General features: G+C 43.3%; 15 protein-coding genes. 11 read left to right on the top strand and 4 right to left on the bottom strand.

Translation table 11 applies throughout. The features are described 5' to 3' along the window. Window positions 1-94: 94 nt before the first annotated feature. Complete coding sequence (locus J7I42_RS34200; RefSeq protein WP_209144899.1) at window positions 95-496, top strand: hypothetical protein; 402 nt, start codon at window positions 95-97, stop codon at window positions 494-496. A gap of 66 nt (window positions 497-562) precedes the next feature. Here J7I42_RS34200 and J7I42_RS34195 read toward each other — a convergent pair whose 3' ends face one another. Both J7I42_RS34195 and J7I42_RS34190 read right to left on the bottom strand, forming a co-directional pair. Further along, window positions 563-1,549, bottom strand: a complete 987-nt coding sequence (locus tag J7I42_RS34195) for an NAD-dependent epimerase/dehydratase family protein (protein ID WP_209144896.1) — start codon at window positions 1,547-1,549, stop codon at window positions 563-565. 82 nt (window positions 1,550-1,631) lie between these two features. Beyond that, window positions 1,632-1,865, bottom strand: a complete 234-nt coding sequence (locus tag J7I42_RS34190; protein WP_209144894.1) for a hypothetical protein — start codon at window positions 1,863-1,865, stop codon at window positions 1,632-1,634. Between the two features lie 231 nt (window positions 1,866-2,096). Between J7I42_RS34190 and J7I42_RS34185 the strand changes: the two genes are divergently transcribed. The 10 genes from J7I42_RS34185 to J7I42_RS34140 all read left to right on the top strand — a co-directional run bounded on the left by J7I42_RS34185 (window position 2,097) and on the right by J7I42_RS34140 (window position 11,275). After that, complete coding sequence (locus J7I42_RS34185; protein ID WP_236065639.1) at window positions 2,097-3,050, top strand: D-2-hydroxyacid dehydrogenase; 954 nt, start codon at window positions 2,097-2,099, stop codon at window positions 3,048-3,050. 182 nt (window positions 3,051-3,232) lie between these two features. After that, on the top strand, window positions 3,233-4,495 hold the full coding sequence (locus tag J7I42_RS34180; protein ID WP_209144892.1) for a dihydroorotase: 1,263 nt from the start codon (window positions 3,233-3,235) through the stop codon (window positions 4,493-4,495). Window positions 4,496-4,506: 11 nt separating this feature from the next. After that, window positions 4,507-5,058: a DUF4199 domain-containing protein gene (locus tag J7I42_RS34175; RefSeq protein WP_209144890.1), complete on the top strand. Its 552-nt coding sequence runs from the start codon at window positions 4,507-4,509 to the stop codon at window positions 5,056-5,058. Between the two features lie 3 nt (window positions 5,059-5,061). After that, a complete protein-coding gene (locus J7I42_RS34170; protein ID WP_209144889.1) occupies window positions 5,062-6,006 on the top strand; it encodes a glycosyltransferase in 945 nt (314 codons plus the stop codon). A 3-nt stretch (window positions 6,007-6,009) separates the two neighbouring features. Then, window positions 6,010-7,128, top strand: coding sequence for a glycosyltransferase (locus J7I42_RS34165; RefSeq protein ID WP_209144888.1), 1,119 nt, complete (start codon window positions 6,010-6,012; stop codon window positions 7,126-7,128). A 44-nt stretch (window positions 7,129-7,172) separates the two neighbouring features. After that, a complete protein-coding gene (locus J7I42_RS34160) occupies window positions 7,173-8,192 on the top strand; it encodes a GHMP family kinase ATP-binding protein (RefSeq protein ID WP_209144887.1) in 1,020 nt (339 codons plus the stop codon). Between the two features lie 23 nt (window positions 8,193-8,215). Further along, on the top strand, window positions 8,216-8,794 hold the full coding sequence (locus J7I42_RS34155) for a D-sedoheptulose-7-phosphate isomerase (RefSeq protein WP_209144886.1): 579 nt from the start codon (window positions 8,216-8,218) through the stop codon (window positions 8,792-8,794). 64 nt (window positions 8,795-8,858) lie between these two features. Beyond that, entirely contained in the window at window positions 8,859-9,569 is a 711-nt protein-coding gene (locus J7I42_RS34150) for a nucleotidyltransferase family protein (RefSeq protein WP_209144885.1), read from the top strand. Window positions 9,570-9,581: 12 nt separating this feature from the next. Beyond that, entirely contained in the window at window positions 9,582-10,139 is a 558-nt protein-coding gene (locus tag J7I42_RS34145) for a D-glycero-alpha-D-manno-heptose-1,7-bisphosphate 7-phosphatase (protein WP_209144884.1), read from the top strand. A 95-nt stretch (window positions 10,140-10,234) separates the two neighbouring features. Next, entirely contained in the window at window positions 10,235-11,275 is a 1,041-nt protein-coding gene (locus tag J7I42_RS34140; RefSeq protein ID WP_209144883.1) for a hypothetical protein, read from the top strand. 3 nt (window positions 11,276-11,278) lie between these two features. Here the strand turns inward: J7I42_RS34140 and J7I42_RS34135 are convergent, their stop codons facing one another. Together J7I42_RS34135 and J7I42_RS34130 are read right to left on the bottom strand one after the other, a co-directional pair. Beyond that, on the bottom strand, window positions 11,279-11,911 hold the full coding sequence (locus tag J7I42_RS34135) for a PH domain-containing protein (RefSeq protein WP_209145206.1): 633 nt from the start codon (window positions 11,909-11,911) through the stop codon (window positions 11,279-11,281). A 308-nt stretch (window positions 11,912-12,219) separates the two neighbouring features. Continuing rightward, on the bottom strand, window positions 12,220-12,741 hold the full coding sequence (locus tag J7I42_RS34130) for a CdiA C-terminal domain-containing protein (protein ID WP_209144882.1): 522 nt from the start codon (window positions 12,739-12,741) through the stop codon (window positions 12,220-12,222). Window positions 12,742-12,906 lie beyond the last annotated feature (165 nt).

The following is a 12,906-nucleotide window of genomic DNA, read 5'->3' as shown; positions in this document are numbered from 1 at the left end:
CTGTCCAGGGCGAAGGAGCCTTTAACACTCCTTTAGTAAACAACTGTTCTTCAAGGCCATCTATTATACAAACAAACAATGGAGGAAACAGTATATGAAAAAGATTTTTACCCTTATCGCTGTATTATTTAGTGTAACTACTTTTGCTGCTCCTGCTCCCGGTCCTAAAGCTTCTAAAATTTCCATTTCAAATAACGACCGTGCAATGATGCAGGTAAAGATCGATGGTAACCTGTATAACCTGAATAATACCTTTGTAATGGATAATATTCGCACCGGAAATCACTCCATTACCATTTACAAAACAGAAAGCGCAGGTTTTAGAAAGAAGACCTCAATGATCTATAATAGTTCTATGTATGTTGCGCCTGCCCAATTGATCGATATCGATATTAACCGGAATGGTAAAGTGGTGGTAAAAACTACTACTAACAAATTCGACAGAGATAACAGGTACGACAGGGATGATAGAAACGATCATTATGGAAGACACTAATTTGAAAGTTTAATAATTGAAAAAGCCCCGATGATGATGGGGCTTTTTCAATTATGATATAGTATGTTACTCCGTTACCGGGAACGGCCCGTCAACGAATTTTTCTGTATGATACCCTTTGGCGCCAATTTGTACAGCCAGTGGGCTTCGCAGCTCATTGGTAGCCTGTAATTGTTGTATAATGGACCTAAAGTCGTATTTCGGTTGCCAGCTTAATTCCCTGCGGGCTTTTTCATTTACATACACCCGGTCAATTGCCGGAAACATTTTCCAACCGCGTTGTTCATAAACAGGTATATATTCCGGTATCAGGCGCTTTACTACCTCATTGGCATGGATACGCAGATCACCCAGATCGGATTGTGTAAATGGCGTGGTGGCACTGATAATATAGGTGCCAAAGCCTATATGACGGGCGCGTGCTGCAGCGGCTAAATGGGCATCTACCACATCTTCAATTTCTACCCGGCGATACAGGAATTCATTTGTCTTGAGATTGGTATCCGGATAAATGCCGCGCATTTTCCGGTTGTCATCTTCTTCCGGGAAGAAACGGGAGGTTCGCAACACTAGACAGGGAAGACCCGCATTCCGGAAATATAACTGACACAGGTTCTCTGCCGCTGCTTTGGTAACTCCGTAGATATTCTTTGGTACCGGGGGCACTTCTTCTGTTATCCAGGCTGCAGGTGCACCTGCCGGGGGCACCAGTGCATCGCCAAATACACTGGTAGTACTGGTGAAAATAAAAGCCTCCACCCCTGCCGCTACCGCTTCCTGCAGCAAATTAAGCGTGCCGGTAATATTGGTATCGATAAATTGCTGTTGACTGTGGGTTACCACATGTGGTTTGTGCAGGGTGGCGGTATGAAACACTTGTTTTACTCCCTGCATACACTGTTTTACAAATGCCCGATCGGTTATAGTACCCGTATGGGATGTGAATGGAGAGGATAGTTTATCAATACTAACTACCTCATAGTTCATTTGCCGTAAAGTACGCACAAGTGCTTCGCCTAAATGTCCGGCACTGCCGGTAACCAACACCTTCATATGTTCCTAATGTCTGTTTAAAAATATTTGGTTTCAGCCCGCCTTCCATCCTCCCCGGTTGGGGGGAGGTGGAGTTAATAACTTAATCTTCTTTAACGTATTTGTATACGTTCTTTTTATAGGCATTCAGATCTTCCAGGGTTGAGATCTCTTCGAAACGATATGCTGTTCCATTAGTGTTTTGCCTTACCAGCGCCACTACTTCCCCGCCTACAACTGCACTTTGCGCCTTGCGAAAAATGGCATCGAGCGACTGCCTGTCGTTCAACATCTGGTATTCTTCTATCTGTCCTACGTATATTATGTATTCTGCCATATATAAATTATTTGCGAAGATAAATAGAAATCCAGTTGACAGGTTGATAGAGTGAGAGGGCAATGGGCCCTCCTACGCTAAAGCTTCGGCGGGCGAGGCAATGGATTTTTGGCGCCGCAAGGTAGTTATTAGTCACGATAGTCGCGAGTCACTCACAACTCACAACTCACTTGCCTTTTATTACCTGTTTACTCCTACTTTTGCGGTTCAAACTTTATTAGCAGCAGACTCATGATAAAGATCGTAGTGACCGACGGTTATACTTTAAACCCTGGTGATCTAAGCTGGGATGAAATTAAATTATTAGGAGAGCTCACCGTGTATGACAGAACAAAACCGGAAGAGATCGTTGACCGGTGCCGTGATGCCAATATTGTTCTCACCAATAAAGTACCGTTTAATGAAGCTACCCTGGCGCAATTGACACAGTTGAAAATGATAGGTGTAACAGCCACTGGTTATAATATTATAGATGTACAGGCTGCTGCCAAAAGGAGTATTGTAGTTTGTAATGTGCCGGCCTATGGCACAGCCTCTGTTGCTCAACATACCATTGCCTTGTTGTTGGAATTAACCAACCAGGTAGGCAAACATGCTGCTTCTGTAGCAGCCGGTGATTGGGCCAGATCTGCAGATTTTAGTTACCAGTTGTCGCCCCTCACTGAGCTGGCGGGTAAAACGCTGGGTATTGTTGGCTGGGGAAATATTGGTCAGCAAACTGCCCGAATAGCGCAGGCTTTGGGCATGGAACTGCTTTATTTCAACCCTTCGCCAAAGGAAAATGCATTTGCCCAATGGGTCCCGCTGCAGGAATTATTTATCAAAGCTGATTATGTGTCGTTGCACTGCCCGCTGAAACCGGATAATATGGGTTTTGTTAATAATGAGATCATCCAGTTAATGAAACCCAGTGCCTGTATTATTAATACCTCCCGCGGACAGCTGGTCAATGAACAACACCTGGCCGATGCCCTGAACAAGGGCCGAATTGCCGGGGCCGCTTTGGATGTGTTGACTACCGAACCCCCATCCCCACAAAATCCCTTGTTGACAGCCAAAAACTGTATTATTACCCCGCACATAGCCTGGGTAAGCAAAGAGGCGCGTCAGCGGGTAATGAAAACTACCATAGAAAATGTCAGGGCCTTTTTAGTAGCCCAAGTACCACGAAATGTGGTCAATTAAAGATGGCGGTTTCCAGTTACCAGGCCTTGAAAGCGGATCATTTTGCCGGTATTTATTGCCCGTAACCGGAAATCCGGCAAATGGCCATTTAGATCGATTGATCTACAATCTTACTAATCAATAACTAAGAAGGGAAGCAGCACTTAAAACAGAAAACCGTATCTTCGCTCAACTTTTTGAGAATGAAGATTCTAATTCAACAGGTTACAATTACTGACCCATCATCCCCATTTAACGGTACCAAGCAGGACGTCCTTATTGAATCAGGAGTTATAAAGGATATTCAACCTGCTATTTCAGCGGAGGCAGATAAAGTTATCACAGGCAACCAGTTGCATTTATCGCCAGGCTGGGTGGATGTGTTTGCCCATTTTGCTGATCCCGGTTATGAATACAAGGAAACACTGGAAACAGGTGCCCGTGCTGCTGCGGCAGGCGGTTACACCGATGTTTTCGTGATCCCCAATACCAAACCGGTTGTCGACAGCAAAACACAGGCTGAATACATTAGCCAGAAGTCGAGGTCGCTGCCGGTGACGGTTCACCCCATTGGGGCGATATCAAAAGGAGCCGAAGGAAAAGACCTGGCCGAAATGTACGATATGCGCACCAGTGGCGCCATAGCGTTTAGTGATGGCCTGAACCCGATACAGTCTGCCGGTTTGCTGCTGAAAGCCCTTCAATATGTGAAAGCATTTGATGGTACTGTAATACAAATACCCGACGATAAAAGTGTGGGTGCCAATGGCCTCATGCATGAAGGTATTATCTCAACCCGGCTTGGTTTGCCAGGTAAACCCATGATGGCCGAAGAGCTGCTGGTTGCCCGCGACATAAAACTGGTGCGGTATGCCAATTCAAAACTTCATTTCACCGGGGTAACTGCACCCAAATCGCTCGAATATATTCGCCGCGCAAAAGAGGCCGGACTGGCGGTAACCTGCTCGGTTACACCTTACCATCTGTTTTTCAGCGATGAGGACCTGATGGAATACGATACCAATCTGAAAGTATATCCGCCCCTGCGGACGAAAAGTGATGTGGAAATACTACGCCAGGCGGTGCTCGATGGGACCATCGACTGTATTGCCTCGCACCATATGCCGCATGAATACGATAGCAAGGTGCTGGAGTTTGAATACGCCAAAAACGGCATGATCGGTTTGGAAACCTCGTACAGTGCCATAAAGACTGCCTTACCTGGTCTTTCCGAAAGCCGGTGGGTGGAACTGGTAAGTATCAACCCCAGAAAGATCTTTGGTTTGGAATGTCCGGTGATCAAAAAAGACGCACCGGCCTGCTTTACCTTGTTTGAACCAGGCGTACCGGTAACTTTTACAACGGCATCTTTCCGGTCAAAATCAAAGAATTCAGCCTTTATCGATAAATCCCTGCAAGGGACAGTAAAAGGTATATTCAATAAGGAAACCTTAATTCTAAACTAATACTGAATTGTATGACCGTTGAATCATCCTCCTCCAAAAACCTGGGGTTAATTTATGGATTTATTAATGGTGCAGTAGCTATTGTGTTTACGGTATTATTATATCTTGGCGGCGCAAAAATGTTCGTAAGCCCGATTGCCTATTGCGGTATAGTGTTGCCTATTGTGGTTTGTGTATTGGGGTTGCTTCAGATAAAAAAGCAACAGGGTGGTTATTTAGAATTTGGCCAGGCATTAAAGACCTCTTTTCAGATATTCGTGATAGGGTCATTAATTGCAAGTATATTCCAGTTTGTGTTATTTAATTATATCGATGTGCCCTTCAGGCAGGCGCTTGCCCAGGAAACAGCTCAGAAGGCTGAACAATGGATGCGTAATTTTGGTGCATCCGAAAGTGAGATTGAAAAAAAAGTTGATGAGACCATGGACCAAAACAATTATACAGTAGGCAGATTGCTGCTTGGATTTGTTTTTGGCTGTATTTTTTGGTTTATTGTTTCTTTAATAGTATCGGCGATAATAAAAAGAAAGCGACCGCCGTTTGAAAATTCTTTTAACCAATAGACTATGGATATATCCATTGTAGTTCCTTTGTTCAATGAAGACGAATCCCTGCCCGAACTGTGCGCCTGGATTGAGCGGGTGGTAACTGCCAATAGTTTCACCTATGAAATTATTCTGGTCGATGATGGCAGTACCGATAACTCCTGGGAGGTCATAGAGCAACTGCGTTCCAAAAACCCTCATATAAAAGGCATCCGTTTTCAACGCAATTATGGCAAATCAGCCGCATTAAACGAAGGGTTTAAAGCTGCTATGGGTACTGTGGTGATCACAATGGATGCCGATCTGCAGGACAGTCCGGATGAAATCCCTGGACTGTATAAAATGATTGTTGAAGATAAATTCGACATGGTAAGTGGCTGGAAGAAGGTACGATATGATAATACCCTCACCAAAAATATTCCGAGCAAATTCTTTAACTGGGCAACCCGCCGTATGTCGAAGATCAATTTGCATGATTTTAACTGCGGACTCAAAGCTTATCGCCTTAAGGTTGTAAAAAGCATTGAAGTATATGGCGAGATGCATCGTTATATACCTGTGCTGGCCAAATGGGCTGGTTTTAGAAAGATCGGTGAAAAAGTAGTGGAGCATCGCAAACGCAAATACGGTACTACCAAATTTGGCTGGGAACGGTTTGTGAACGGTTTTCTCGATCTGGCTTCTATTACATTTGTAGGCAAATACGGCAAAAGACCCATGCACTTTTTTGGTCTGTTCGGGTCTTTTGTTTTGTTATTGGGTCTTTTGATGATCGGGTACCTGATCGCTTCCAAGATCATTGAACCAGAATATGCCCTTACCAACCGGCCTGTATTTTATATCTCCTTAACGCTGATGGTAATTGGTACACTGATGTTCATTGCCGGATTTTTAGGCGAACTGATTGCACGCAACTCACCTGGCCGTAACCATTATTTGATTGAGAAGAAAATTGGGGTAGAGTAAAATATGGCTCATAAAACGATTGTTATCATAGGTCCCGGGCATCCGCTTCGGGGTGGGTTAGCCACTTTTAACCAGCGGTTATGCAAGCAGTTTATTGATGAAGGCCATACGTGCAGCATCTATTCCTTTTCGTTGCAATACCCTTCTTTCCTGTTTCCTGGTACCACGCAGTATTCAACAGATCCTGCGCCAACCGATATAGAGATCTATCCGGTGATCAATTCTGTTCACCCCCTGAACTGGTTACAGGTAGGGAATGAATTGAAAAGAATTCGACCCGATATTATAGTAGTGCGATTCTGGATACCTTTCATGGGCCCGGCACTGGGTTCTATATTAAGAAGGGTAAAAAAGAACAAACACACCCGCATTATCGCTATTACCGATAATGTAATTCCCCACGAAAAAAGACCGTTCGATACACCATTCACGCGGTACTTCTTAAAGAGTTGCGATGCCTTTATCACTATGAGTGAAAAAGTCATGTCTGATCTGCGCACGTTTGAAAAAAACAAACCGGCACAACAGGTAACGCATCCGCTGTACGATAATTTCGGCGAACCCATTTCAAAGTCAGCTGCCAGGGAAAAACTGGGCATTACTGGCAATGAGAAGATCATCCTGTTTTTTGGCTTCATCCGGAAATATAAAGGGCTCGATATTCTGTTGGAGGCCATGCCGCTGTTAAAAGGGCAACCGATAAAACTATTGGTGGCTGGTGAGTTTTATGAAGATGAAAAAGCTTATCAGGAACAAATTGATCGATTAGGAATAATGGATAGTTTGATCCTGAGAACCGATTTTATACCTGACAGTGAGGTAAAATACTACCTGTGTGCGGCAGATGCGGTGATACAACCTTATCGCAATGCTACCAATAGTGGTGTTACCCCGCTGGCCTATCATTTCGAAAAACCCATGGTTGTAACCAATGTGGGTAACCTTCCCATCCAGGTGCCAAATGGAAAAGTTGGGCTGGTATGTGAACCTGAACCCACCTCCCTGGCAGCGGCCATTACCCGGTATTTTGAACTTGGAGAACAGCATTTTATACCGCATCTTCGCACCGAAAAGGAAAAATATTCCTGGCATAATCTTGTTAAGACTATCCTGGAAATATGATAATTAGCAAAAAAAGCTAATTTGACTTTTAACATCCCATTTAAATGATCTACAGAAGTAAAGCACCCTTACGAATAGGTTTGGCAGGTGGCGGCACCGATGTTAGTCCATACAGCGACCTGTATGGCGGGGCTATTCTTAATGCAACCGTATCGTTGTATGCATATGCCAACATTGAACCTATAACAGAAAAGAAAATTCTGTTGCAGGCCATGGACCGGCACGAAGAACAAACATATGTTTGGAGTAAGGAACTGCCTATTGATGGCAAACTCGATCTGTTGAAAGGGGTTTATAACCGCATTCAACAACAATATGGAATGCCTGAAACGGGGTTCAAGCTCTCCACTTATGTAGATGCTCCCGCCGGTTCGGGTTTAGGTACCTCTTCTACCCTGGTGGTGGCTATTGTGGGCGCCTTTACCGAAATGTTGCGATTGCCGCTGGGTGAATATGATATTGCCCACCTGGCTTATGAAATTGAACGTAACGACCTGAAAATGGCGGGTGGCAAGCAGGACCAGTATGCCGCTACTTTCGGCGGAGTAAATTATATGGAGTTTTATGGCGACAATGTGGTAGTAAACCCATTGCGAATAAAGCACCAGTATTTGTTTGAACTGGAAAATAATCTGGTGTTGTATTATACAGCCACCAGCCGGGAGTCGGCCCGGATCATTGAAAAACAAAGCCAGAACGTGGTATCAAAAAAGGAAAAGCCGATAGATGCCATGCACCAGCTTAAGCGCCAGGCGCAATTGATGAAAGAAGCCCTGTTAAAAGGAAGATTGCATGAAATAGGCGAGATCCTTGATTTCGGTTTCCAACAGAAAAAACAAATGGCAGAGGGTATTTCTAACTCCCTTATGGACGAAATATATGAATCGGCTAAAAAAGCAGGCGCCACGGGCGGAAAGATCTCCGGCGCAGGTGGTGGCGGATTTATGACCTTTTATTGCCCGGCCAATACCAAATATGCTGTGATTGAGAAATTAAAAGAGTTTGGTGGTTTTGTAAAACAATACCAGTTTGTTGATCATGGTCTAACCACATGGACTATATAAATCCTAATAAAAAATAATTACCTATGAATAATAAGATAGTTGATATTATTAAAGCATCGATCAGTACCAAAGAAAGTATTTTGAAGGACCCTGTTTTGTTGGGTACTATTGACGAACTGGCAACCATCATTACCAGCGCGCTGCGCAATGGTAACCGGGTATATTTTTGTGGAAATGGCGGCAGTGCGGCAGATGCTCAACACCTGGCTGCTGAGTTCTCTGGCCGTTTTTATACCGATCGCGAAGCATTGCCCGCCGAGGCATTGCATTGCAATACGTCCTACTTAACAGCTGTGGCCAACGATTACAGCTATGATGTAGTATACGCCCGTTTGATCAGAGGTATAGGTTTAAAAGGCGATGTGCTGGTTGGTTTATCAACCTCCGGTAACTCGGTCAATATTTTGAAGGCATTTGAAGCGGCCCGTGAGAAAGGTATTGTCACTGTTGGTTTTACCGGCGATACCGGTGGGAAAATGAAAATACTCAGCGATCACCTGGTGAACGTACCGTCAAAAGATACCCCACGTATACAGGAAAGCCATATTATGCTGGGACATATTATCTGTCAACTGGTAGAAGAACAATATTTCAATAAATAGTAACAAATTGCTGGTTACAGGTTGCAGAAAATTAGTTTCCTGCAACCTGTAACTAAGTATTTATATGATGCCTATTAAAGAGTGTATTATACTTGCTGGTGGTTTAGGTACCCGATTGCGAAGTGCCGTGCCCGATTTGCCAAAATGTATGGCGCCGGTAGCCGGCAAACCTTTTCTGGCACATGTGATCGGTTATTTCCGTAATCAGGGGGTGGAGAAATTCATTTTTTCGTTGGGCTATAAACATGAAGTGATACAGGACTACCTGGAAGCTGAATATCCCGGTTTATCTAAACAGTATGTAATAGAAAATGAGCCATTAGGCACTGGTGGTGCTATTCAGCTCGCCTGCCGGCAGGCTACGGAGAAAAATGTACTGATCCTGAACGGCGATACCCTGTTCTCTATTCAGTTACCGGCACTTACTGCCTTTCATGCGCAACACCAGGCACATTGTACCCTGGCCTTAAAACCTATGCACAATTTTGATCGCTATGGAGTAGTTGAGGTTGCAGACAATGGTGCCATTAAGAGTTTTAAGGAAAAGCAATACTATGAAAACGGTCTTATCAATGGCGGCATCTATGCTTTGCAGGTAGAAACCTTTTTGAACGAAGGCCTGCCTGAAAAGTTCTCTTTTGAAAAAGATTACCTGGAGAAATTATACACGCTACGGCCTATGTATGGCGTTGTACAGGATGAATACTTTATTGATATTGGAATACCTGAAGATTTTGAAAAAGCAAACCGTGAACTGGTAAAATCAGGCAAGTAATAATACAACGTAATGTTAGACCTTAAAAAGATTGACCGATCCTGGACTTTATTTCTTGATCGTGATGGCGTAATTAATGTTGAAAAATACCAGGATTACGTATATACCTACGATGAGTTTATATTTTATGACGGCGTACTGGAGGCCATTAAGGCATTGTCGGCGCAGTTTGGCCTGGTTATACTGACCACCAACCAGCGCGGCGTTGGTCGTGGACTAATGACCGAGGCTGCACTGCAGGATATTCATACCCAAATGACCCGTGATATTGTTGGCGCAGGCGGACGTATAGACCATATTTATTATTGTGTAGCCAATGATCCCACAGATTTCAATCGCAAGCCTAATCCTGGCATGATCCACCAGGCTAAAAAGGATTTCCCAACCATTGACCTGCAAAAGTCATTGATCGTTGGGAATAACCTGAGCGATATGACTTTTGGCCGGAACGGGGGCATTCATACCGTATTCGTAAAGACCACACACCCCGATCAGGCATACCCCCACCCTGCTATTGATCTGGCATTTAACACATTACCCGATTTTGCAAAAGCTTTGCCTTTAATATAAAATTTTATCAACCCTTTCACGTTCCTGTTGTGGAAACCCGGTTGGGATGGTTGTAAATTTGCAAAAATCACCCTGTGAAGGGTTGAATTAATACTATGAATAACCGTTATAGTAAATATTTTATTAGTTGCTGGCTGTTAGCGATCTGTCTGATGGGTATTTTGCCTGCATTTGCACAAAAGATAGCTACTACAGACAATAAGGAATTGTTGAAAAAAGAAGACTCCTTACAAAAGTTGTCTTCGAATATGGTGTTCAGTGAGCAGGCTGCCGACCGCTTCCGTTCAGACAGTGTGTTTACCCGCACCTTTGTAAGGGCCTTGAAAATAAAGAACTCATTTTATTTTCCGTTCGATTCGCTGAATATATCCAAGTTATATTCTCCCGATAGTTCTTTTAGGATTTTTACCTGGCAGCTGAAAAAGGACGAGTATGTATACCTGCAGAAAGGGGCCATTCAAATGAATATGCCGGATGGTTCTCTGAAACTATTCCCATTGTTCGATTATTCCATGTTTACCGCCAAGCCGCTTGATAGTGTGCGTACCCGTAATAACTGGATAGGCGCCATCTATTACAAAATAATACCCAAAGAATACAACGGGATCAAATATTACACCTTATTGGGTTTTGACGATTTCAGTGTAAACAGCAATCGCAAGTGGATGGAGGTAATGCATTTCAGTGAGCGGGGCGAACCAATATTTGGCGGTTCAGTGGTCTCGTTCAAAGAAGATTCAGTTAAAAAGCCAATACAGAACCGTTTTAATATTGAATATAAAAAAGAAGCAAAAACCTTCTTTAACTACGATCCGGAAAAAGACATCATTGTATTTGATCACCTGATCTCTGAAAGCAATGAACCGGAAAGAAAATCTACTTATATTCCCGACGGCGATTTCGAAGCTTTTAAATGGGAGAAAGGTCAATGGGTGCATATTGAACGGCTCGACTTTGCCTTTAAGCTGAAAGACGGTGATTTCCCCAGGCAATCCGCCATTTTAGATGATGCCGGGAATGCCAATGAGCAGCGTTTGGAAGAGGCTTCCCGTAGAAATATGGATAGGGAAGCTGGCGGAACGGTTTCACCAGCTACGCCTCCTAAAAAAGCGACAACCCCTAAAAAGAAGGGATAACTGCTAACCGAGTAGTTTATTCTTGGCCTTTATATATTCCTCTTCGGAGATAATGCCCTGTTGTTTTAACTGGTGCAATTTCTCCAGTTCGGAAGCTATGCCCCCGCCAGCAGCAGAAGAGGAGTATTTTACTTCCCCGGTCTGAATACCCATGGCGGTAGCCATATGTTGTGCCTGATTAGCCAGTTGAATGTTCTTGTATTCGGCCTGGGCCAGCGTAATGGTATCTTTCAGGCGTTTGGGCCCATGTACATTATAGTAATCTGTAGCGCCAACTTCAGCTGCGGTTTGAATTTCAACGTGTCCGAAATTCAAAAGCCGGCCCCAGATCGTTTGGTCGTACGACACGTTGTTAATTTTTTCAAGCGGACTTTCTTTCGCGAAATGATTCAATAAACCAGCTTCATCAATAACCCGGAAGTTGGTCACCACCCAGATATTTACTTTCCAGGAGAAATACACTATTAAGTAATAAAGCGAGCCTACTACGGCGGCTATCCAGCCCCAGTTTAAAAAGCCAATAAGAAATGAACCTACCCAGCCGGCTAATGCAATGAGTACTGGAAGAATAAGTTTAACCCAGCTGGTATGGGTTACCAGTAAGATCTGTTCGCCTTTTTGCAGGGGTGTACGCATACTGTAATTTAGAAACAATAAATAATGAAAAATACAGACTTAACAGGTAGGGGGAAAAATAATTTTGAATACATGGGAAAAGATCTCCATTTGTAATGGATCAGGCTACGGCGTGAACCGTCCCGGAAGTGACGACTTCCGGTTTTTTATTTTATATGGCTACCTCTCCCCCCATCTACCGTTTTTGTTACCCGATTACTTAAATAAGGCTTTTAGAAAAATATTTGGAATGCATGGCAAAAGATGTATATTTGTGGTGGATCAGTCTGCGGATTGGGCCATCCCGATGGTGACGACTATCGGGTTTTTTATTTTGTATAGGTACCTAGTCGCTTGAAGTTTACCCATATTTCTGCTTTTTTGAAATTCCTATGCTCTTTAAAGCGATCGTTTATTACCCCTTCTACAGTTTTAATATTTACTTTTTTTGAAAAAAATATAATTAAGGCATTAGCCTGATCTTGACCTTTCCTGATCCGTCTATCGATACTTAATCTTTTGTATGGCCATTGGGGTGCCTCTACCTCCCAATACTCCCCATCTATCCTGAGATCCGGATTCTTATTCATTCTTACACCGGGCAATACTTTGTTTCTGAAATCAACATCCCTTTCATGGAGTTTGGGCAGGAGTTCGATTTTTTGGCCTTCGTTTGCCAGCACAATGCCAATAGCAACGAGTAATTCATAGTCGCTGTCACCGGTATCAACCAATTTATGAATTAAAACAACCCCTCTATTCGTATTGGTATAGTGAAGAATGAATTGCTGGTGCAACGGCTGTTGTAAGATATATATCCGTTGTTCTTTACTGATAGTATTAGTTAACATAGTTCCAATAATTTTTAGTTATTGGAATCCCCCTGCGTACCTATGGCAGTATCAAATTATACTAATACTGATAGCGTACGATTCCTATTCAATATTACATATTTTATTTTATAATAAAAAAGTCCCGTCTCGGTTTAGCGAGATCGGGACTTTAAATTCGGTTAT

It is taken from the genome of Niastella soli (genome assembly GCF_017742245.1).
GTDB classification, from domain to species: Bacteria; Bacteroidota; Bacteroidia; order Chitinophagales; family Chitinophagaceae; genus Niastella; species Niastella soli.
The sequence above is the reverse complement of the archived record's forward strand: the minus strand, read 5'-3'. Positions and strand labels throughout refer to the sequence as shown.